Here is an 18,865-nt window from a genome sequence, read left to right as displayed (position 1 = left end):
CGGACGCTGCTGGCCGGAGAACGGGACATATCGGGAGGCGAGATGCCGTACTACCGCAGGGTCGGCGAGGTGCCCCGCAAGCGCCACACCCAGTTCCGCCAGCCCGACGGCACCCTCTACGCGGAGGAACTGGTCGGCCAGGAGGGCTTCTCCTCCGACTCGTCCCTGCTCTATCACCGGCACGCGCCGACCGCGATCGTCGCCGCCGAGGAGTTCACCCCGCCCACCGTCGCCCGGGTGCCGAACCTCCCGCTCAAGCCGCGCCATCTGCGTACCCACAAACTCGACGGGGCCGGTGCCGACCCGGTGCTCGGCCGCCAGTACCTGCTCGCCAACGACGACGTGCGGATCGCGTACGTGCTGGCCGACCGGCCGTCCCCGCTGTTCCGGGACGCCACCGGTGACCACTGCCTCTATCTGGAAGCGGGCTCGCTGCGGGTGGAGTCGCCGTTCGGCGTGCTGGACGCGGTGGCCGGCGACTACGTCATCATCCCCACCTCGACCATCCACCGGCTCGTCCCCACCGGCGACGGGCCGGCCCGGCTGCTCGCCATCGAGGCGGCCGGGCACATCGGCCCGCCCAAGCGCTACCTCTCCGTACGCGGGCAGTTCCTGGAGCACTCGCCCTACTGCGAGCGGGACGTCCGGGGGCCGGACGCGCCGCTGCTGGTGGACGACGAGGACGTCGAGGTGCTGGTCCGGCACCGTCGGGGCTGGACAAAGTACAGCTACGCCCACCACCCGTTCGACGTGGTCGGCTGGGACGGGCACCTCTACCCGTGGGCGTTCTCCATCCACGACTTCGAGCCGATCACCGGCCGGGTGCACCAGCCGCCGCCCGTGCACCAGACCTTCCAGGGCCCGAACTTCGTGATCTGCTCGTTCGTGCCGCGCAAAGTGGACTACCACCCGGACGCCATCCCGGTGCCGTACAACCACCACAACGTCGACTCCGACGAGATGCTCTTCTACACCGGCGGCAACTACGAGGCCCGGCGCGGCTCCGGCATCGAACAGGGCTCGATCTCGCTGCACCCGTCCGGCTTCACCCACGGCCCGCAGCCGGGGGCGGCCGAGCGCTCCATCGGGGTGGACTTCTTCGACGAGCTGGCGGTCATGGTGGACACCTTCCGCCCGCTGGACCTCTGCGACGCCGCGTCGGCCTGCGAGGACGACGGGTACGCCTGGACCTGGGCGCGGCGGGTCAGCTGACCGGGCGGGTGAGGACGGCGAATTCGGCGATCAAGGTCACCGTGATGGTGGCCACCAGGGGCCAGGGGCCGCCGACCAGCGCATAGAGGACCAGCAGCAGGGGCGCGGCGGCGACCGCGTAGACCGCCAGGGCGAGGCTGCGATCGGCGTGCAGCAGCCCGGGCAGGATCGTGTTCAGCAGAGCTGGCACCCGGGCCGCGTACCGCCAGACCACCAGCGCCCCGCCGAGCGCGGCCAGCACGGCGAGGACCCGGGAGAGACCCGGTGCGCCCGGGGCCAGAAAGGCCACCACCACGGTGGCGACCAGCGACCAGCCGGCGCCGTAGAGCACCAGCCGGCGCAGGCCCGCGGAGATCGTCCGGCCGGCGTCGAGGCGCGCCGGGTCCATCGCCGCCGCCTGCGTCAGGTGCTCCAGCGCCTCCGCGTAGCGGCGTTGCTCCAGCCGGATCACGCCCATGTCGTGCCGCGCCTCGGCGAGCTGCGGGTCGAGCCGCAGCGCCTCCCGGTAGGCCCGCTCGGCCAGGTCGTACAGCTCCAGCCGGGCAGAGACCAGGCCGAGCACCAGGTGCGCCTGCGGTGCCTCGGGCGCCAGCTCCACCCCCCGCCAGGCGGCGTCGAGCGCCTGCTGCCCGTTCCGCGAGCCGGCCAGGATGGCGGCGGCACTGCGCTGGGCGTACGGGTCGGTCGGGCCGAGCGCCAGGATCTCGTCCGCGGTGCTCGCGGCGGCCTTCCACCGCTCCAGGTCGACCAGGGCCGTCCCACGCGCCACCAGCGGCGGTACAGCCCCTGGCGCCGCGGCCACGGCCGCCTCGGCGGCGTCCAGCGCCTCGGCCGCCCGGTCGGCGGCGAGATGCACCTGGGCCAGCATGGTCAACGCCTCGGCGTTACCGGGTTCGGTCGCGAGCGCCGAGCTGAGCTCCCCGGCGGCCTCGTCGTACCGGCCCAGCTCGGCGAGGAGCTGCGCGCGCTGGAGGTAGCCGTCGGCGGCGGACTGGTCGGGGGCGGCGTCACTCGGCATCCCGGCGAGCGTAGCCGCCCGCGCCCCGCCCCGCCGACCTACTCCGTCGGGGCCTCGTACACCAGGGCGACCGCGATGCCGGTCAGCCCTTCGCCACGGCCGGTGAAGCCGAGGCCGTCGGTGGTGGCGGCGGAAACGGTGACCGGAGCACCCACCGCTGCGGAGAGCACCCGCTGCGCCTCCTCCCGGCGCGGCCCGATCTTCGGCCGGTTGCCGATCACCTGGACCGACACGTTGCCGATCCGGAACCCGGCCGCCCGGACCCGCCGGGCGCTCTCGGTGAGCAGGGCCACCCCGGAGGCACCCGCCCACTCCGGCTGGTCGACGCCGAAGTTCGCGCCTAGGTCGCCGAGGCCGGCGGCGGAGAGCAGCGCGTTGCAGGCGGCGTGCGCCGCCACGTCGGCGTCCGAGTGGCCGGCCAGGCCGTCCTGGTCCGGCCAGTGCAGGCCGGCCACCCAGCACGGCCGCCCCGGTGCGAAGGCGTGCACGTCGGTGCCGATGGCCACCCGAGGAACGATCATGATCCGAGGGTACGCCCGGATCAGTCCAGCCAGCCGGACCGGGCCGCCACGACACCGGCCTGGAACCGGGTACGCACGCCCAGCTCGGCCATCACCCGCGCGACCCGGGCCCGGACGGTCCGTACGGAGAGACCGAGCCGGCGGGCGATGGCGTCGTCGGTGAGTCCCTGGGCCAGCAGCGCCACCACCCGCCGGTGCGGATCGGTCGCCGCGCCCAGCGGCACCGCGGTCCGCCACAGCTCCTCGAAAAGGCTGGTCAGCGCCGCCACCAGCACAGCCGAGCGGACCAGGTGGAACTGGTACGCCGAGCCGGCCAGGTCGTCGCCCCACTTCAGCGGCAGAGCGGCGTGCTCGCCCATCACGTAGTAGCCGCTGGGCAGCCGGCCACGGACGCGTACCTCGATGCCGGCCGCGGCGAACCGGCTCAGCGTCCCCGACGCCGCCGGGGACTCCAGCACGTCGGCTTCGACCAGCAACGACATGACCAGTAACCGCTCCCGGGCGGCGTGCAGCAGGTCCTCCATCCACGGCACCACCGCCCCGTCGAACGAGCGCGGGTCCTTCTGGCAGCAGTACGACCGGACCGGCGGGTTGGTCAGCGCGACCGCGAGCGGCACGTCCCGGGCCTCGCCGACCCCGGAGACCAGGCTGACCGACGCGTCTGCGACGACCCGCTGGCCGGCGGCATGCTCCCGGCTGAGCGGCTCCAACTCGGCGACCAGCCGCTCGACGTCGGCGAGCCGGCGGGACACCCCGTCCAGTCCATCGCGGAGCAACCGGCCCAGGCCTGCGCCGGGCGGCACGGCCTCGACCCGCCCGTCCACCTCACCGACCAGGCCCAGCGCGGTCAGCCGGCGCAGGCCGTCGGCCACCTGCGCCTGATCTCCGCCGAGCGCGAATGCCAACTCGTCCCGACCGGCACCGGGCATCCGCAGGGTCAGGGCGTAGAGCCCGCACAGTTCCTCGTCGAGGTCCACGGCGGCACGCTACCGCCGGCCGTCCACGTCGGATTCCTGACCCTGCAGCTTGCTGAAGCTGCAGCTAGTGACCTGGATCGTCGGGTCCACCAACCTCACCATTGGTCCGACCCGACCGATCTATGGAGGAGAAGGATGAGACGAGGCAGGGCACTGCGAGCCGGCGTGGCGGTCGTCGCGGTCGCCGTACTGCTGACCGCATGCGGGCCGGAGGACGTCGACCCGGGCGCCCGGGAAGCGGTGGACGCGGCCGCGTCGGCCGGCGTCGAGCCGGACGTACGGCCCACCGGGGCGGGCACGATCGACCTGATGATCACGGGCGACCTGCCCCGCACCGAGCTGCGCGGGTCGATCACCGACACCTACGGGGAGCACTGCCGGCTGGGCCGTACCCCGCCGTTCGTCGGTGGGCGGGGCGCGGACGTCGTCAAGGCGAAGGTCGCCAGCGGCGGCGACCCCGCAGTGGCGCTGAAGGTCTGGACGCCCCGACAGGCCGAGGCGGGCGAACTCCAGGGCGACCCCCAGGTGATCGTCGAGGTGAACCTCGACACCGCGTTCGTCGCACCGCTGCCCGCCGGGGCGGTCGACGGCTCCGCGCTCCGGCTCGACCTGGACCTGCCCGGCGTCGACGCGTACGCCGGGAAAACGGCACACGTCGTCGCTTCCGTCACCTGCCCGGCCGCCTGACCCGCCCGTACCAGAAAGGACCCAGCATGCGTACCCGACACCTGGCCACGGCCCTGGCCGCCCTCGTCCTCCTCGCGGGCTGCGGCGACCAGCCGAGCTCGGCCACCAACGATGCGGCGGCCACCGCGACCAGCACGGACACCGGCCCTGCGGACCCGGCGGCTGGTACGGACACCGACGCCGCCGAGCCGGCGACGACCGCCCCGGCCGCTTCCGGAGTGGACGCCCCCGGGCCACCGGACCCGTGCCTGCTGACCAAGACCGAGATGTCACGAATGGCCGGGGTGGAGATCGTCGCCACCGACACCGACGAGTCCAGCAAGGAGGTGGCGGTCTGCGCCTACCACTTCCACTCGGCGGACGGGCCGGCCATCCTGCTCCAGTACCACCGGGGCGGCGCGGCAATGATCAACAATCCGCTCTTCAAGGGCACCGAGAAGGTGTCCGGGCTCGGCACCCCGGCGGAGTGGTTCGACGGCCAGGCCGGTCTGCACGTGGCCGTCGGGGACGGCGACGCGCTGGAGGTGATGCTCGGGGTGTCCAGCGTCAAACTACGCGGCGGTGACCTGAAGGGTCTCGCCGTGGACATCGCGAAGCTGGCGCTAACCCGCCTGGCCGGCTGAGAGTAGGTGCTCGGCGAGTGCCAGGTCGAACGGCCGGGTGACCTTGAGGGCGTACTCCGAGCCGGGCACGCAGACCACCGGCACGCCCTGCTTCTCCACCAGGCCGGCGTCGTCGGTCAGCGGGTCGCCGGCCGTCGCGTGCGCGGCGGTCAGCACCGCCCGACGGAAGCCCTGCGGGGTCTGCACGGCCCGCAGGGCGGACCGGTCCGCCGTGGCGAGGACCAGCTCGCCCGCGCCGACCTCCTTGATCGTGTCGACGACGGGGAGCACCGGGATAACCGCATCGTGCCCGGAGCGGACGGCCGCGGCCACCGACTCGATCAGCGCCGGCGGGGTCAGCGCGCGGGCCGCGTCGTGCACCAGGACGATCTCCGGGCCGGCGGGGACGGCGGCCAGCGCGGCGGCCACCGACGCTTGGCGCTCCGCGCCGCCGGGCACCACGATCACCGGGGCGACCGGCGCGAGCATCGCCTGGACCGAATCGACGTCGGCGGCCGGGGCGGCCACCACGACGGTGTGCACGGAGGGCGCCGCCGCGATCCGGCGTACCGCGTGCACCAGCAGCGGCTCGCCGGCGAGTGGCCGGAGCGCCTTGGGGGCGCCGGGGCCGAGGCGTACGCCGGCACCGGCCGCAGGAACAAGGACCGCGACGTCACCGCGCGGATTGAGCTGCGCGGTCACGTCGCGGTCCTCGGATTTCTTTGCTACGGGGTGGGTACGACGATGCTGTGGAACTCAGGCCTCGGTCAGCACCTTGTCGAGCAGCGTCTCCGCCTCGTCCTTGGTGCTCTTCTCGGCCAGCGCGACCTCGCCGACGAGAATGTCGCGGGCCTTGGCGAGCATGCGCTTCTCACCCGCGGACAGACCCCGCTCCCGCTCCCGGCGCCACAGGTCGCGGACGACCTCGGCGACCTTCAGCGGGTTGCCGGAGGCCAGCTTCTCCAGATTCGCCTTGTAACGCCGCGACCAGTTGGTCGGCTCCTCGGTGTGCGGTGCGCGGAGCACGTCGAAGACCTTGCCGAGGCCCTCTTCGCCGACCACCTCACGCACACCCACGATCTCGGCGTTCTCAGCGGGCACCCGGACCGTCAGGTCACCCTGCGCGACCCTCAGGACGAGGTACTGCTTGGGCTCGCCCTTGATGACCCGAGTCTCGATTGCCTCGATGAGTGCGGCCCCGTGGTGGGGGTAAACAACGGTCTCGCCGACACTGAAAACCATAGGTTCGAAACCCCTTTCGCTGTGTCTAGGGTAACACGCTCAGGCACCGATGTCTCACCGCTGTCCTGACCGTTGGCGCAGCTCAGGGGCCCTGTGAGAGGTATTTCTTCAGCTTGACAGGCGGTCAAACCGATGGTTTCCACACGCTCCGTGACCAACGGATGACAACCCGATGCGGGTGACGGAGCGTGGATGTCTAGGGCGATGCGCTCCTCCCATGGTAGCCCCGGAATCCCGAGTGCGCCCAGGTGTGGCGGTACGCCGACCGGTGCGGGACCCTGGGAGGTGGACGCGACGTCCGCTCACCGAGACGGTTCCTGGGGGTCCGATGGGCATGCCTGACGCTGAAGGCCAAGGGCCGCCGGACGGGCTGCCCGACCTGCCCCCGGAGTGGGGTCGGGTGGTCGTCCCCGACGACGCCTCGGCCCTCGCCGAGGAGGCCCGACAGGTCCGTCGCGAGCTGCGCCGCCGGACCGGCCGCACCGCCCGACCGGGCGGCCGCCCGCCGCTGGGGCTGCCGCTGCTGGTCCTGCTGGTGTCCGTGTTGATCACCCTCACCGGGCTGGCCGCGGTCACCTGGCCCCGCTCCTCGCGCTCCGGCGGCAGTCCCACGGTCGTCCCCTACCCGAGCAACTGGGTGGCGGTCGGGCCGCTCCCCGCGCTGGACCTGGTCGGCGCCGACGATTCCCCGGTGCCGCTGCGCAGCCTGCTGCCGGCGATGATCGTCCTGGTGGACGCCTGCGCCTGCGCCGAACAGGTCACCCAGGCGGCGGCCGCCGCACCCCCGGGCGTCACCGTGGTCACCGTCACCGAGGGCCGCCAGGCCGAGCCCGCCACCGCCCCCGGCGTACGCACCCTCGCCGACCCGGCCGGCGGTCTGCGCGCCTACTCACACCTCGCGGCCCGCCCCGGCACGGCCCCCGCGCTGCTCGTGGACCGGGAGGGCACCCTGGTGCGGGTCGTACCCGAGCTGGGCCCGGTCGAGCAGTATCGCGACGATCTGGCGCGGATCGCCGGCTGACGGTCAGAACAGGGTCACCAGCCGGGCATCCAGGTCGAGCTCGCCGTCGGCAACCGTGAACCGCACCAGCAACGGGCCGCCGCTGGCGGTGAAGTGAAGGGCGAGCGTCCTCGTGCAGGTCGTCATGTGTGGCGGATCGTCCTCGTCCGAGCCGGAGAGGGCCACGGTCAGCGTCCCCGAACCGGTGCAGGACACGGTGAGGAAGTGGCGCTCGCCGGCCGTGGGGTTGGTCTGCCGGACCATCCGCTCGTTTCCCGCGTCGAGATGGGACCGCTCCGTCCAGACGGCGTGCGAACTCAGCGTCTCGCCGGGGGCGCCCGGCTCCTGATGGACGACCAGTCCCTCGTCCGGGTCGGCCTCCGGCCCCGCGATCACCTGCCCGGTGTCCAGGTTGACGAACACCCGGCTGGTGTCCGGGTCGGCCAGCCGCACCCCGGGCTCGAGGAAGGCATCCGCCGACGGGCTGGGTGCGGCGCCCGTCGGGCCGAGCACCGGTGCGGCCTGCCGCCACCACCAGCCACCCGCGGCCAGCCCGGCCACCGTCAGCCCGGCCAGCAGCGCACCCCGTACCCGGTCGTCGGCGCCCATGCGGTCAGGGTAGCCGCGCGGCCCGGCCGGCACCGACCCGTGCCACCGTCACCCGGTGCGGTCGAGCAGGGCGGCGTACAGGGTCAGGCCCGGTCCGAACGCGAGCATCACGATCCGCTCCGGCGGCGTCTGGGCCCGGCGCAGCCGATCCAGGATCAGCAACACGGTCGGAGACGAACAGTTGCCGTGCTCGTCCAGCGTGGCCCGGGACGCCGCGAGTGCGTCCGGCGGCAGGGCCAGTTCCCCGTCCACCACGTTGAGGATGCGCGGGCCGCCCGGGTGCACGGCCCAGCCGTCCACCTCGGAGACCGTCCGCCCGTGCCGGGCCAGCAGCTCGTCGACCAGCCCCCGGACGTGGCGCGAGAGCACCTGCGGGACCTTCGGCGACAGCCCCATCCGGAAACCGGTGTCGGTGACGTCCCAGGTCATGTGGTCGGCGGTCGAGGTGTCGGTGACCGAGGTGACCTCGCGCAGCGCGTACCCCCGGCCGCCAGGGACGAGCACGGCGGCGACCGCGGCGTCCGAGAAGAGCGCGTGCGAGACGATCTGCTGGGTGTCCACCCGGACGCCGGCGGGTTGGATGTGCAGGCTGGTCAGCTCGGCGCAGAGCAGCAGCGCCGGGCGGCCGCGGGCGCTGACGAAGTCGCTGGCCGCGCCGAGCCCGGGCAGGGCCGCGTAGCAGCCCATGTGGCCGACGAACATGCGCTGGGTGTCCGGGGCCATGCCCAGGTCCCGGGCGAGCAGGATGTCCAGCCCCGGGGTGGCGTACCCGGTGCAGGAACAGACCACGAACAGCCCGACGTCACCGGCGTCCAGTCCGGCGGCGGTGAGCGCACGGCCCACCGCCTCCTTGCCGAGCGGCAACGCCTCGACCTGGTAGCGCCGCATCCGGCGCTCGGTCGGCCACTCGGAGACGTCCTCCAGCAGCGGGTTCACCGCCGCCTGTCGCCGGGACACCCCGGAGTTGGCGAAGATGCGCTCGGCTAGGGCGTACGTGGTCCCGGAGAAATGCTTCGCGAAGAAGCCGTCCCAGAGCTCGTCCTGCGTCGTGGCCGGCGGCAAGGCCGTACCCACACCCGCGATCACCGGCACGGCCATGTCGCCCACCTCTCGTTCCCGATCCCACGCTTCACCAACGACCATCTCCCGTTCGCGACTGCGGGATTCGCAAACCCGGCTCACTCCTCGCGCTCACCAACGACCATCTCCCGGTCGCGACTGCGGGGTCCGCCCGCCGCGCTCACCAACGGCCGGCTCCCGTCGCCGGTGCAGGCCCGCCACGCTCACCAGCGGGGCGTCGCGCCATCGCGGTCCGGGTCGCCGCCGAGCGCGGCGATGCCGAGCCAGTCGGCGCAGACGTCGGAGGTCGCCGGGTGCAGCGAGCCGCACCGGGCGTCCCGGTAGAGCCGCTCCAGCGGGTGGCCGCGGCGGGTGGCCGAGGTGCCAGCGGCCTCCAGCATGGACGCCGCCACGTCGGCAGCGGTGGTGCCGGCCAGCAGCTTGGCCCGCCACACCCAGCGGTTGGTCTCCGGGTCGCCGGGCGCCTCGTCGACCCGGCGGGCCGCCTCGGCCACCACCAGCTCGGCCGCCGCGGCCGCCGCGTCCGCCCGGCCCAGTCGGGCCCGGACCGCGGGCAGGCCGGCGAGGTTACGGGCGTTCAGGTGCTCGGCCGCAGCCTCGATCGCCGCCCGGGCCACCCCGGCGTACACCGCGGCGTAGCTGGCCACCAACCAGTGCGGCATGAGCTGGGCGACCACCAGGGCCAGTCCCTCCACCCCGCCGAGCAGCCGGTCGGCGGGCACGGTGACGTCCAGATGCAGGTCGTGCGAGGAGGTGGCGCGCATGCCCAGCGAGTCCCAGGTGGCCTCGACGGTGATGCCCTCGCCGGCCGGCACGAGGAACTGGGAGACCACCGACTGGTCGGCGGCGCTGCGGGCGGCGACCAAATAGCCGTCCGGATGCCCGGCACCCGAGCAGAAGGTCTTGCTGCCCTTGATGTGCCAGCCCCCGTCAACCGGCTTGTACACCGTGCTGAGCTGCGACAGCCGGGCGCCGGCGCCGCGTTCGCTCATCGCCACCGCATACCAGGCGCCGTCGGCCGCGGCGCGGAGCAGCCGGTCCCGGGCGGCCAGCGCCTCGTCCGGTACGCCGAGCGCCTCGGCCAGTTCCTCGGTGACCGCGCCGAGCGCCCCGGTGACCGAGGCGTGCATGTTGAACACCAGCGCGGTGGCGCCGTTGCCCCGGGCCAGCTCCGTGGCGACGGCGGCGTACTCGGCGAAGCTGGCCCCCGCGCCGCCCAGCTCCCGGGGCACCATCAGCCCGAAAAGCCCGGCCTCCCGCAGGTCGGCGAAGTCGTCGACCGGAAAGGAGCCGTCCCGGTCGTGGCCCGCCGCGCGGGCAGCCAGTCGCGGCGCCAACCGGCGGGCCGCTTCCAGCGCGTGCACAGTCATGTAGAGCCCCCTTCTCGACGTCCCCGCTACCCCGGCCCGGCCCGGGCTACCGGTTCCGGACCCCGTGGCCCTGATAAAGCACGGCTCGGGACCAGGTCGGCACGATCCGTGGCGTCCGCCCCACCGGACGATCGGCGGCGCCACTCCGCAACCGGCGCAGCAGCCAGGCCAGCGTCCCGCCCAGCTCCGGCCGGATCCCGCGCAGCCGCAGCGCGACGCCGTGCCGGGCGCACTCGGCGACCAGGGCTCGGGCGTCCACGAACAACCGTGGATCGTGGATGCCGCGCGGCACGGTGGGCAGCCGTTCGCCGATCTCCACCGCGATCAGCCGGGCCAGCACGGTGTCGTTGAGGGTGTCCAGCACCAGCAGGCCGCCCGGACGCAGCAGGCGGCACGCCTCGGCCACCGCGCGGCGCCAGTCCGGCACATGTTCCAGCAGCTCGCCGGCCGAGACCACGTCGGCGCAGCCAGCCGCGAGCGGGACGGCGGTGGCGTCGGCGCGGAGCGCGGTCACCCCGTGCGCGGCGGCCTGGACGAGGGCGGAACGGGTGAGGTCCACCCCGATGTGCCGGTAGCCCTTGCCGGCCAGGTGCGGGGCGAGCAGCCCGGCACCGCAGCCGAGGTCGACCAGGACGGCGTCCGGCCCGGACGCCGGGGGCACCAGGTCGGCCCGGGCCCGGGCCAGCCAGTGCAGCATCGCGAACGCGCCGTCGGGCCGCCACCACTCGCCGGCCAGGTCGTCGTACTGGCGGGGGTCGTTGGGTGGCAGCACCCGGAGCGGGGTGGACACGGGGGCCGCGTCGCGCATGGACAGAGCGTGACACGGCTCCCCGGTAACGACCAGACTTCTCTTATGTCGTCGTCGGTGTTAGGGCTGGTCAGGGCGAGCCATCCGGAGCCGGCCGCCGCGGTCACCGTGGTGGCCGGGCTGCTGGCCTGGGGTGTCGGGCACCGACCCGTCGGGATCGCCGTCGTGGTGCTCACCGTGCTGGCCAGCCAGCTCGCCGTCGGCTGGAGCAACGACCTCATCGACGCCGACCGGGACGCCGCGGTGGGACGTACCGACAAGCCGGTGGCCAGCGGCCTGATCGGACGGCGTCCCCTCGCCCGAGCCGCGGTCGCGGCCGCCGTCGCCACCCCGCTGGCGGCGCTGCTCACGGGCGGCACGGCGGCGCTCTGCGTGACGCTCGGGCTGGTGTCGGCGCTGCTCTACAACTGGCCGCTGAAGTCGACCCCGGTGTCCGTGCTGCCGTACGCGTTCTCCTTCGGCACGCTGCCCGCGTTCGTGGTGCTGGCCCTGCCCGGCGCGCCCGCACCCCCGGTCTGGCTGGTGGCCGCCGCCGCCTGCCTGGGCGCCGGGGCCCACTTCGCCAACGTCCTGCCCGACCTGGCCGACGACGCCCGGACCGGGGTGCGCGGGCTGCCGCACCGGCTCGGCGCGGCCGGCAGCCGGGCGGCCGCCGGCGGGCTGCTCCTCGCGGCCACCGTCATCCTGGTCGTCGGGCCGCCCGGGCCGCCGTCGTGGGCGGGCCTGGCGGCGGTCGCCGCCGCCATCCTGGTGCCGGCCCTCGGCTGGTACGCCGGACGGGCCGCGGCCCGGGCCGGTGGCCGGCCGGTGGCCGCCTTCCGGGCGGTGATGCTGGTGGCGCTCATCGATGTGGTCCTGCTGGTGGCGAACGGACGGGTGGTGTGACGGGTCCCCGGAAGGTGGCATCACCGGGTCGGCGTGCGGGCCTCGATCAGCCCCAACTACCCTGGAGCGCGGTCTGCGCGGGTATGACCACCCCGTGCCCGGCGTACGGCCGGGTGGGGATCGTGACGAGGAGGACCGACGTGACGCGCTCGATCAGGGGTTCCCGGCGGGCGGCCCTGTTGCTGGCCGGTACGGCGGCGGCGACGAGCCTGCTGCTGTCCGGGTGTGGCGCCGGCCAGGTGGCCGAGACCGCCAAGAAGATCCCGTCGGTGCAGGGCGTCAACGTCCAGACCCCCGACAACGTCTACGCGGTGCGCGGCCTGTACGTACAGTTCCCCGGCGTCGAGGGCTACCAGGCGGGCGCCAACGCCCCGCTCAACATGGTGATCTACAACGACGGCGAGTCCCCGGTCACCGTGACGGTCACCACCGACAGCGCCCGGGACGTGGTGCTGGCCGGTGCCACGCCGAGCGGCGCCCAGGCTAGCCCGAGCGAGTCGGCCACCGAGCCCGCGTCCGCGTCGCCCAGCCCGACCGAGCCGTCGGCCTCCGCCAGCGCCCCCGAGTCCGCCAGCCCGTCGGCCTCGCCGAGCGAGTCGGCGCCGACCCAGCCGGCCCGGATCGAGATCCCGGCGCTCGGCTACGCCCAGCTCAACAGCAACAGCGGCCGGTTCCTCGAGCTCGTCGGCCTGAACGACAAGCTGCTCTCCGGCCAGCAGGTCAACCTGATCTTCGACTTCGGCAACGGCAAGACCATCAAGACCGCGGCCCCGATCGGCGTCCCGCTGACCCCGGCCGCGCGCCCCTCGCCGGTCGTACAGCCCCGGGAGGAGGAGGGTGGCGCCGGCCACCCCGGCGGCCTGGTGGAGGGTGGCGGCCACAGCTGACCGACCCGTTCCTCGACGGCACCGCCGGTGTGGCCAGCGCCACGCCGGCGGTGTCGTCGTTTCCAGGTGGGCTTTCGTCGTACCGCCCGGTTAGCGTCCTGGGGTGAGCACCTCTCGATCGACGTCCCCCCGCACCACCGCCGCCACCGGCCGGAGCCGGGGCGCCGCCCGCGAGCCGCGCCCGGCGTACGAGTGCGACGCCTGCGGCCACCAGCCACCCAAGTGGGTCGGGCGCTGCCCGGAGTGCGGCGAATGGGGCTCGGTGGTCGAGTGCACCGTCACCGGGCCGCTGGTCTCCGGCCGGGTGGTCAGCTCCCGGATGCCTGCCGAGCCGGCCCGCCCGATCGCCACCATCAGCGCCGCACCGGCCCGGGCCCGGCCGACCGGGGTCAGCGAGCTCGACCGGGTGCTCGGCGGTGGCCTCGTGCCCGGTGCGGTGGTGCTGCTCGCCGGCGAGCCGGGGGTCGGCAAGTCGACGCTGCTGCTCGACGTCGCCCAGCAGTGGGCGGCCAACGCCGGCAGCCCGTCCCTGGTAGTCAGCGGCGAGGAGTCGGTCAGCCAGGTGCGGCTGCGGGCCGAGCGGATGGGCACCCTGCACGAGCAGCTCTATCTGGCCGCCGAGAGCGACCTGTCGGCGGTGCTCGGCCACCTCGACGCGGTCAAGCCGGGGCTGCTGGTGCTCGACTCGGTGCAGACGATCTCGACCACCGGTATGGAGGGCGTGCCGGGCGGGGTGACCCAGGTCCGGGCGGTCACCGCGGCCCTGGTGGCGGTCGCGAAGGAGCGGGGCATCGCCACGGTGCTGGTCGGCCACGTGACGAAGGACGGTCAGGTCGCCGGCCCCCGGGTGCTGGAGCACCTGGTCGACGTGGTGCTGCACTTCGAGGGCGACAAGCACTCGTCGCTGCGGATGGTCCGGGGGGTGAAGAACCGGTTCGGCGCGGCGGACGAGGTGGGCTGCTTCGAGATGCACGAGGGGGGCATCAGCAGCCTGGCCGACCCGTCCGGGCTCTTCCTGACCCGCTACGCCGAGCCGGTGCCGGGCACCTGCGTCACGGTGGCGATGGAGGGCCGGCGGGCCCTGGTGACCGAGGTGCAGGCGCTGATCGGAGCCACCGTGGCCGGCTCGCCGCGGCGTACGGTCTCCGGGCTGGACGGGGCCCGGCTGGCCATGGTGCTGGCGGTGCTCCAGCGGCGGACCGAACGGCTGACCCTGCACGACCGCGAGGTGTTCGCCGCCACCGTGGGCGGCATCCGGGTGGTGGAGCCGGCGGCCGACCTGGCCGTGGCGCTCGCGGTCGCGTCCGGCGGCCTCAACCTGGCCATCGCCCCGCATCTGGTGGCGATCGGCGAGGTCGGGCTCACCGGCGAGGTGCGCCGGGTCGGTGCGGTCCCCCGCCGGCTGGCCGAGGCGGCCCGGCTCGGTTTCCGGTTGGCCCTGGTGCCGCCGGGCTGTGGTCCGACCAGCAGCGGGGTGACTCAGGACAACATGCGGGTGATCGAAGTCACCGACGTCCGTGCGGCACTTCAGGCGGCCGCCCGCGCGTCCGCGGAGTGACGCGTGGGACGGCGGGGGCGGACCGGCTGGGCGATTTCGGGCACCGAGCGCACCCGGTTGTTGATCACCGAAGTAGGACATCGTGACACATCACAGTAACCACGAGAGCACCCACCGCACGGCAGTCCGTAGACTGTGCCCGTGCCGATCGACCGCGATGCCACCAAGCCCGCCGCGGCGACGCCGCACGCCCGCACCGGCGCGGTGGGCTCCCCCGCCCGTCCGATCAACGTGACCGTCACCGGAGGCGCCGGCGCCGGCGGAGATCCGCTGCGCGCCAACCTCGCCCTGATGGCGCCGGGCACCGCGCTGCGCGACGGGCTCGAGCGCATCCTGCGCGGCCGCACCGGCGCGCTCATCGTGCTCGGCTACGACAAGGTGGTCGAGCAGATCTGCACCGGCGGCTTCCCGCTGGACGTGGAGTTCTCCGCCACCCGGGTCCGTGAGCTGTGCAAGATGGACGGCGCCGTGGTGCTCTCCAGCGACGGCACGCGGATCGTCCGGGCCGCGGTGCACCTGATGCCCGACCCGTCCATCCCCACCGAGGAGTCCGGCACCCGGCACCGCACGGCCGAGCGGGTGGCCCGGCAGACCGGCTACCCGGTCATCTCGGTGAGCCAGTCCATGCGGATCATCAGCCTCTACGTCAACGGCCAGCGGCACGTGCTGGACGACTCGGCGGCCATCCTGTCCCGCGCCAACCAGGCTCTGGCCACCCTGGAGCGCTACAAGCTCCGCCTGGACGAGGTCTCCGGCACCCTCTCCGCCCTGGAGATCGAGGATCTGGTGACCGTACGCGACGCGGTGGCCGTGGTGCAGCGGCTGGAGATGGTCCGCCGGATCGCCGACGAGATCGCCGGGTACGTGGTGGAGCTGGGCACCGACGGCCGGCTGCTCGCCCTCCAGCTCGACGAGCTGATGGCCGGCGTGGACGCCGACCGCACCCTGGTCATCCGGGACTACCTCCCGGTCGGCCGCAAGTCCCGCACCCTCGACGAGGCGCTCGTCGAGCTGGACCTGCTCAGCGCCACCGAGCTGATCGACCTGGTGGCGGTGGCCAAGGCAATCGGCTACCCGGCCGCCTCCGACGCCCTCGACGCGGCGGTGAGCCCGCGCGGCTTCCGCCTGCTGGCCAAGGTGCCCCGGCTCCCCACGGCCGTGGTCGACCGGCTGGTGGTGCACTTCGGCAGCCTCCAACGGCTGCTCGGCGCCACCGTGGAGGACCTGCAGGCGGTCGAGGGAGTGGGCGACGCCCGCGCCCGGGGGGTCCGCGAGGGCCTGTCCCGGCTCGCCGAAGCGTCCATCCTGGAGCGCTACGTCTGAGCCCGGGTCCGCCCCGGCCGCCGGCCAGCCGGCGTCCGGTCAGCCGGAGATGGTCAGCTTCACCGGCTCGCTGAGCTTGGTGCCCACCCGGGCGAAGACCTGGTACGCGCCGGGCTGCGCGTACGGGCCGTCGGCCAGGCCGTTCGCGCACTTCGTGCTGTACCGGCTGTTCCAGCCCAGCTCGTAGGAGCGCTCGAAGTTCGGCGTGAACGACTGCACATCCGAGCCCTTGCCGGTGCCGCAGGTGTCCGAGGACCAGACCTTCTCGGCGCCGGCCTTGACGAACAGTTCCTGGAGGTCGGCGCCCACGTCCCGGCTGCAGGTACGGTTCGACACGTTCTTGACCTTGAGCCGGAGGGTGACCACCGTGCCCTGCCGGGCGGTGGCCGGCAGGGCCACCGGGGTCACCCGGATCTCGGAGTCGGCGCAGGTGCCGTCGTCGACCACCGGGGCGGCCGGCACGTCGTTGGACCCGCCGCCGCTCTGCCCGCTGTCCGAGCCGCCCGAGTCGCCCGAGCCGCCGCCTGCGTCGCCCGGCGTCGGGGACGGGCTGCCGGAGGTCGGCGTCAGCACCGACCCGGTCGGCTGCGGCGCCGGGCCGGACGCCTTCGCCGAGGGATCGGCACCCGTCGCGCCGGTGTTGTTGCGCTCCGTACCAGTGCAGGAATAGAGCAGGACAATCAGGAAGAGAAGCCCCGCTCCGAGCACGACGGCGCGACGCCGCCAGTACACGGCGGGTGGCAGGGGGCCGACCGTCAGACGCATGATGCGTTCACCGTAGCGGCGTACCGCACGACGCGGGGCACGACGCGCCGGTACGGACGAACCCGGCCGAGCCGGCCCTCCACACTCGACGGCAGGTCGTCACCGAACGGCTCCGGGCGGGCGCGCAGCGCCATGACCAATACGGCTCAGAGATAGACCTTGCGCTGGTAGACGGCGTGCGCCCCGGCGACCCGATCGAGAAAGAGCAGTCCGGCGCAGTGGTCGATCTCATGCTGGAGCGCCCTCGCTTCGAACCCATCCGTCACCAGCCGCACTGGCGCGCCGCTGCCCGGCAGCACCCCCTCGACCACGAGCCGGCCGGCCCGCTTCACGTCGCCGGTCAGGTCGGGCACCGACATGCAGCCCTCCCGGCCGGCCTTCCAGCGGCTCGCCTCCACCACCTTGGCGTTGCAGAGCACGAAGGTGCCGTGCACCGTGACCGCCTTCGGGTGGCCGGTGACGTCCACCGCGAACACCTGCGCGCCCACCCCGACCTGCGGCGCGGCGAGGCCGACACAGCCCGGCGAGACCCGCATGGTGGCGACCAGGTCGGCGGCGAGGCGGATCACCTCGGTCGAGGTCGGGTCGACCTCCGGCCCGGGACGGCTGAGCACCGGGTCGGGCGCGGCGACCACCGGAAGCACCTCACCCGGCACGCCGAGCGCCTCCGGGGTCCAGCCACCCAGGCCCACGTACTCGGCGGTCACAGCAGGTCCGGGTCCGCCGGCCGGAGGCTGACGCCCACGCCCAGCTCGGCAGCGGTACGGGCCAGCCGGCCGGCCACCTCGTCGGAGCTGCCCGGCGGCAGTTCCACCTCGGCGACCACCACGTAGAGGGACCCGGTCAGCCGGGTGCTCAGGTCGGTGACGTTGCCGCCCTCGTCGGCCAGCACCCGGGTCATCGCCGCGACGATACCCATCCGGTCCGCGCCGTGCACCGCCATCACGTACGGCTCGCCGGCCGGCGCGGTCCGCCCGTCGGGGGTGACCGCGCGTACGGTGGCCAGCAGTTGGCCGTCCGCGGCGAGCGGGGCCAGCGCGGCCTCGACCTCGGCGGCGGCCGGGCCCACGCAGATCAGGGTCATCGCGAAGTGTCCTCGCAGCCGGGTCATCGTGGAGTCGGTGAGGTTCGCGCCGAGCCGCGCGAGGGCCTCGGCGACGTCGGCCACGATGGCCGGCCGGTCCCGGCCGATGACGGTGATCGCGAGCTCGTTCATCCGGACATTCTGCCCCGTCGGCCCTGGTCCGCCGCGGGGGCCCGGCCCGCCCGCCCATCCAGCGGGAAAGCCGCCCGTGACATGATCGGCAGCGCGATGTCTAAGCCCACCTTCGCCACCCTGGTCAGCCGGTGGTACGAGCGGAACGCCCGCGACCTGCCGTGGCGCGAGCCGGGCGTCGACGCCTGGGCCATCCTGGTCAGCGAGGTCATGCTCCAGCAGACGCCGGTGGTCCGGGTGCTGCCCGCCTGGGAGGCGTGGCTGGCCCGCTGGCCCGTCCCGGCCGCGCTCGCCGAGGACACCCCGGCCGAGGCGATCCGGATGTGGGGCCGGCTCGGCTATCCCCGCCGGGCCGTCCGGCTGCGGGACTGCGCGGTGGCGATCGTGGAGCGGCACGGCGGTGCGGTGCCGGACCGGCTGGACCAGTTGCTGGCCCTGCCAGGCGTCGGGACCTACACGGCCCGGGCGGTGGCGGCGTTCGCGTACGGGCAGCGGCACCCGGTGGTCGACACCAACGTGCGCCGGGTGGTCTGCCGGGCGGTCGCCGGGGAGCCGGACGCCGGACCGGCCACCCGCCCCGCCGACCTGGTGGCCACCGAGGAACTGCTGCCGGCGGAGCCCGCTGCGGCGGCCCTGGCCAGCGCGGCGTTCATGGAACTCGGTGCCATGATCTGCACCGCCCGCGCCCCCCGCTGCGCGATCTGCCCGGTCGAGTCCGTCTGCGCCTGGCGGGCGTCCGGGCAGGAGGCCCCGGCCGGCCCGACCCGCCGCCCCCAGCGCTACGCCGGCACCGACCGCCAGGTACGCGGCCTGCTGCTCGCGGTGCTCCGCGAGGCGACCGGCCCGGTGCCGCACCAACGGCTGGACCAGGTATGGCCCGACGACGTGCAGCGGGCCCGGGCCCTGGCCGGGCTGGTCACCGACGGGCTGGTCGAACCCGTCGGCGAGGAGTCCTTCCGCCTGCTCGGCGACGGCCCCCCGATCCCCCTCCCCCACCCCTGATCCCCACCCCGGGCCGCCGTGGCGGCACCCGATCGCCGAGCTGGCGGCATTGCGCGCCCCCGCGAGGGCGCCGAATCGCCGAGCTGGCGGCATTACGCGCCGC

At 74.2% G+C, this 18,865-nt stretch carries 21 protein-coding genes; 9 read left to right on the top strand and 12 right to left on the bottom strand.

Going from position 1 to position 18,865, the window contains the following annotated elements:
* The first annotated feature begins 42 nt into the window (after positions 1-42).
* Positions 43-1,212: a homogentisate 1,2-dioxygenase gene (locus A6A27_RS28730; RefSeq protein WP_073837764.1), complete on the top strand. Its 1,170-nt coding sequence runs from the start codon at positions 43-45 to the stop codon at positions 1,210-1,212.
* On the opposite strand, the gene A6A27_RS28725 is transcribed toward A6A27_RS28730, so the two are convergent.
* The 3 genes from A6A27_RS28725 to A6A27_RS28715 are packed head-to-tail and all read right to left on the bottom strand — an operon-like array spanning position 1,205 to position 3,728.
* Positions 1,205-2,230 (bottom strand): tetratricopeptide repeat protein, encoded by a 1,026-nt coding sequence (locus A6A27_RS28725; RefSeq protein ID WP_073837763.1) that lies wholly within the window; start codon positions 2,228-2,230, stop codon positions 1,205-1,207. The genes A6A27_RS28730 and A6A27_RS28725 overlap by 8 nt on opposite strands.
* Before the next feature lie 38 nt (positions 2,231-2,268).
* Positions 2,269-2,754, bottom strand: coding sequence for a 2-C-methyl-D-erythritol 2,4-cyclodiphosphate synthase (gene ispF, locus A6A27_RS28720; RefSeq protein WP_073837902.1), 486 nt, complete (start codon positions 2,752-2,754; stop codon positions 2,269-2,271).
* Between the two features lie 17 nt (positions 2,755-2,771).
* The gene (locus A6A27_RS28715; protein WP_073837762.1) at positions 2,772-3,728 is read right to left on the bottom strand and encodes a helix-turn-helix transcriptional regulator; all 957 of its coding nucleotides are present in this window, start codon (positions 3,726-3,728) and stop codon (positions 2,772-2,774) included.
* A gap of 135 nt (positions 3,729-3,863) precedes the next feature.
* Here A6A27_RS28715 and A6A27_RS28710 point away from each other — a divergent pair, with 135 nt between their 5' ends.
* Both A6A27_RS28710 and A6A27_RS28705 read left to right on the top strand, forming a co-directional pair.
* A complete protein-coding gene (locus tag A6A27_RS28710) occupies positions 3,864-4,415 on the top strand; it encodes a hypothetical protein (protein WP_143194227.1) in 552 nt (183 codons plus the stop codon).
* A gap of 26 nt (positions 4,416-4,441) precedes the next feature.
* Positions 4,442-5,038 (top strand): hypothetical protein, encoded by a 597-nt coding sequence (locus tag A6A27_RS28705; RefSeq protein ID WP_073837760.1) that lies wholly within the window; start codon positions 4,442-4,444, stop codon positions 5,036-5,038.
* Here the strand turns inward: A6A27_RS28705 and ispD are convergent.
* Positions 5,018-5,719, bottom strand: a complete 702-nt coding sequence (gene ispD / locus A6A27_RS28700) for a 2-C-methyl-D-erythritol 4-phosphate cytidylyltransferase (protein ID WP_073837759.1) — start codon at positions 5,717-5,719, stop codon at positions 5,018-5,020. The two genes, A6A27_RS28705 and ispD, sit on opposite strands and share 21 nt — an antisense overlap.
* 54 nt (positions 5,720-5,773) lie before the next feature.
* Positions 5,774-6,259 carry a CarD family transcriptional regulator gene (locus A6A27_RS28695; RefSeq protein WP_007073334.1) on the bottom strand — a complete coding sequence of 162 codons (486 nt, stop codon included), beginning with the start codon at positions 6,257-6,259 and terminating at the stop codon, positions 5,774-5,776.
* 328 nt (positions 6,260-6,587) lie between these two features.
* Here A6A27_RS28695 and A6A27_RS28690 point away from each other — a divergent pair, with 328 nt between their 5' ends.
* Positions 6,588-7,280, top strand: a complete 693-nt coding sequence (locus A6A27_RS28690) for a hypothetical protein (RefSeq protein ID WP_073837758.1) — start codon at positions 6,588-6,590, stop codon at positions 7,278-7,280.
* A 3-nt stretch (positions 7,281-7,283) separates the two neighbouring features.
* Here the strand turns inward: A6A27_RS28690 and A6A27_RS28685 are convergent, their stop codons facing one another.
* The 4 genes from A6A27_RS28685 to A6A27_RS28670 all read right to left on the bottom strand — a co-directional run bounded on the left by A6A27_RS28685 (position 7,284) and on the right by A6A27_RS28670 (position 11,126).
* On the bottom strand, positions 7,284-7,868 hold the full coding sequence (locus A6A27_RS28685; RefSeq protein WP_073837757.1) for a hypothetical protein: 585 nt from the start codon (positions 7,866-7,868) through the stop codon (positions 7,284-7,286).
* A 48-nt stretch (positions 7,869-7,916) separates the two neighbouring features.
* Entirely contained in the window at positions 7,917-8,966 is a 1,050-nt protein-coding gene (locus tag A6A27_RS28680) for a type III polyketide synthase (RefSeq protein ID WP_073837901.1), read from the bottom strand.
* Between the two features lie 185 nt (positions 8,967-9,151).
* Entirely contained in the window at positions 9,152-10,318 is a 1,167-nt protein-coding gene (locus tag A6A27_RS28675) for an acyl-CoA dehydrogenase family protein (RefSeq protein ID WP_073837756.1), read from the bottom strand.
* Positions 10,319-10,364: 46 nt separating this feature from the next.
* Positions 10,365-11,126 carry a methyltransferase domain-containing protein gene (locus A6A27_RS28670; RefSeq protein ID WP_073837755.1) on the bottom strand — a complete coding sequence of 254 codons (762 nt, stop codon included), beginning with the start codon at positions 11,124-11,126 and terminating at the stop codon, positions 10,365-10,367.
* A 45-nt stretch (positions 11,127-11,171) separates the two neighbouring features.
* On the opposite strand from A6A27_RS28670, the gene A6A27_RS28665 reads away from it, so the two are divergent.
* The 4 genes from A6A27_RS28665 to disA all read left to right on the top strand — a co-directional run bounded on the left by A6A27_RS28665 (position 11,172) and on the right by disA (position 15,779).
* Positions 11,172-12,011, top strand: coding sequence for a UbiA family prenyltransferase (locus tag A6A27_RS28665; RefSeq protein WP_083672945.1), 840 nt, complete (start codon positions 11,172-11,174; stop codon positions 12,009-12,011).
* Between the two features lie 140 nt (positions 12,012-12,151).
* Complete coding sequence (locus A6A27_RS28660) at positions 12,152-12,898, top strand: hypothetical protein (protein ID WP_073837753.1); 747 nt, start codon at positions 12,152-12,154, stop codon at positions 12,896-12,898.
* A gap of 103 nt (positions 12,899-13,001) precedes the next feature.
* Positions 13,002-14,456, top strand: coding sequence for a DNA repair protein RadA (gene radA, locus A6A27_RS28655; protein WP_073837752.1), 1,455 nt, complete (start codon positions 13,002-13,004; stop codon positions 14,454-14,456).
* A gap of 141 nt (positions 14,457-14,597) precedes the next feature.
* The gene (gene disA / locus A6A27_RS28650) at positions 14,598-15,779 is read left to right on the top strand and encodes a DNA integrity scanning diadenylate cyclase DisA (RefSeq protein WP_073837900.1); all 1,182 of its coding nucleotides are present in this window, start codon (positions 14,598-14,600) and stop codon (positions 15,777-15,779) included.
* Between the two features lie 39 nt (positions 15,780-15,818).
* Here disA and A6A27_RS28645 read toward each other — a convergent pair whose 3' ends face one another.
* From A6A27_RS28645 to A6A27_RS28635, 3 genes are all read right to left on the bottom strand, one after another.
* Positions 15,819-16,544, bottom strand: coding sequence for a hypothetical protein (locus A6A27_RS28645; RefSeq protein WP_073837751.1), 726 nt, complete (start codon positions 16,542-16,544; stop codon positions 15,819-15,821).
* 146 nt (positions 16,545-16,690) lie between these two features.
* Positions 16,691-17,251 (bottom strand): peptide deformylase, encoded by a 561-nt coding sequence (locus tag A6A27_RS28640; protein ID WP_073837750.1) that lies wholly within the window; start codon positions 17,249-17,251, stop codon positions 16,691-16,693.
* Entirely contained in the window at positions 17,248-17,760 is a 513-nt protein-coding gene (locus A6A27_RS28635; protein ID WP_073837749.1) for a glycine cleavage system protein R, read from the bottom strand. The genes A6A27_RS28640 and A6A27_RS28635 overlap by 4 nt, the downstream gene beginning before the upstream one ends.
* A 96-nt stretch (positions 17,761-17,856) precedes the next feature.
* Here A6A27_RS28635 and A6A27_RS28630 point away from each other — a divergent pair, with 96 nt between their 5' ends.
* On the top strand, positions 17,857-18,762 hold the full coding sequence (locus tag A6A27_RS28630; protein WP_073837899.1) for an A/G-specific adenine glycosylase: 906 nt from the start codon (positions 17,857-17,859) through the stop codon (positions 18,760-18,762).
* Positions 18,763-18,865: the final 103 nt, after the last annotated feature.

Source organism: Micromonospora sp. CB01531, assembly GCF_001905095.1.
In the GTDB taxonomy this organism is placed as follows: Bacteria; Actinomycetota; Actinomycetes; order Mycobacteriales; family Micromonosporaceae; genus Micromonospora.
Note: the sequence above shows the minus strand (reverse complement) of the source record. Positions and strands in the feature narration are given on the sequence as shown.

What these genes read in the sequence shown, in the direction of transcription:
- A6A27_RS28670 (WP_073837755.1), bottom strand. Translation starts at nt 11,126, where the DNA reads ATGCGCGACGCGGCCCCCGTGTCCACCCCGCTCCGGGTGCTGCCACCC.
- A6A27_RS28725 (WP_073837763.1), bottom strand. Translation starts at nt 2,230, where the DNA reads ATGCCGAGTGACGCCGCCCCCGACCAGTCCGCCGCCGACGGCTACCTC.
- A6A27_RS28630 (WP_073837899.1), top strand. Translation starts at nt 17,857, where the DNA reads ATGTCTAAGCCCACCTTCGCCACCCTGGTCAGCCGGTGGTACGAGCGG.
- A6A27_RS28635 (WP_073837749.1), bottom strand. Translation starts at nt 17,760, where the DNA reads ATGAACGAGCTCGCGATCACCGTCATCGGCCGGGACCGGCCGGCCATC.
- A6A27_RS28695 (WP_007073334.1), bottom strand. Translation starts at nt 6,259, where the DNA reads ATGGTTTTCAGTGTCGGCGAGACCGTTGTTTACCCCCACCACGGGGCC.
- A6A27_RS28685 (WP_073837757.1), bottom strand. Translation starts at nt 7,868, where the DNA reads ATGGGCGCCGACGACCGGGTACGGGGTGCGCTGCTGGCCGGGCTGACG.
- A6A27_RS28675 (WP_073837756.1), bottom strand. Translation starts at nt 10,318, where the DNA reads ATGACTGTGCACGCGCTGGAAGCGGCCCGCCGGTTGGCGCCGCGACTG.
- A6A27_RS28710 (WP_143194227.1), top strand. Translation starts at nt 3,864, where the DNA reads ATGAGACGAGGCAGGGCACTGCGAGCCGGCGTGGCGGTCGTCGCGGTC.
- A6A27_RS28690 (WP_073837758.1), top strand. Translation starts at nt 6,588, where the DNA reads ATGGGCATGCCTGACGCTGAAGGCCAAGGGCCGCCGGACGGGCTGCCC.
- A6A27_RS28645 (WP_073837751.1), bottom strand. Translation starts at nt 16,544, where the DNA reads ATGCGTCTGACGGTCGGCCCCCTGCCACCCGCCGTGTACTGGCGGCGT.
- A6A27_RS28680 (WP_073837901.1), bottom strand. Translation starts at nt 8,966, where the DNA reads ATGGCCGTGCCGGTGATCGCGGGTGTGGGTACGGCCTTGCCGCCGGCC.
- A6A27_RS28705 (WP_073837760.1), top strand. Translation starts at nt 4,442, where the DNA reads ATGCGTACCCGACACCTGGCCACGGCCCTGGCCGCCCTCGTCCTCCTC.
- A6A27_RS28730 (WP_073837764.1), top strand. Translation starts at nt 43, where the DNA reads ATGCCGTACTACCGCAGGGTCGGCGAGGTGCCCCGCAAGCGCCACACC.
- A6A27_RS28665 (WP_083672945.1), top strand. Translation starts at nt 11,172, where the DNA reads ATGTCGTCGTCGGTGTTAGGGCTGGTCAGGGCGAGCCATCCGGAGCCG.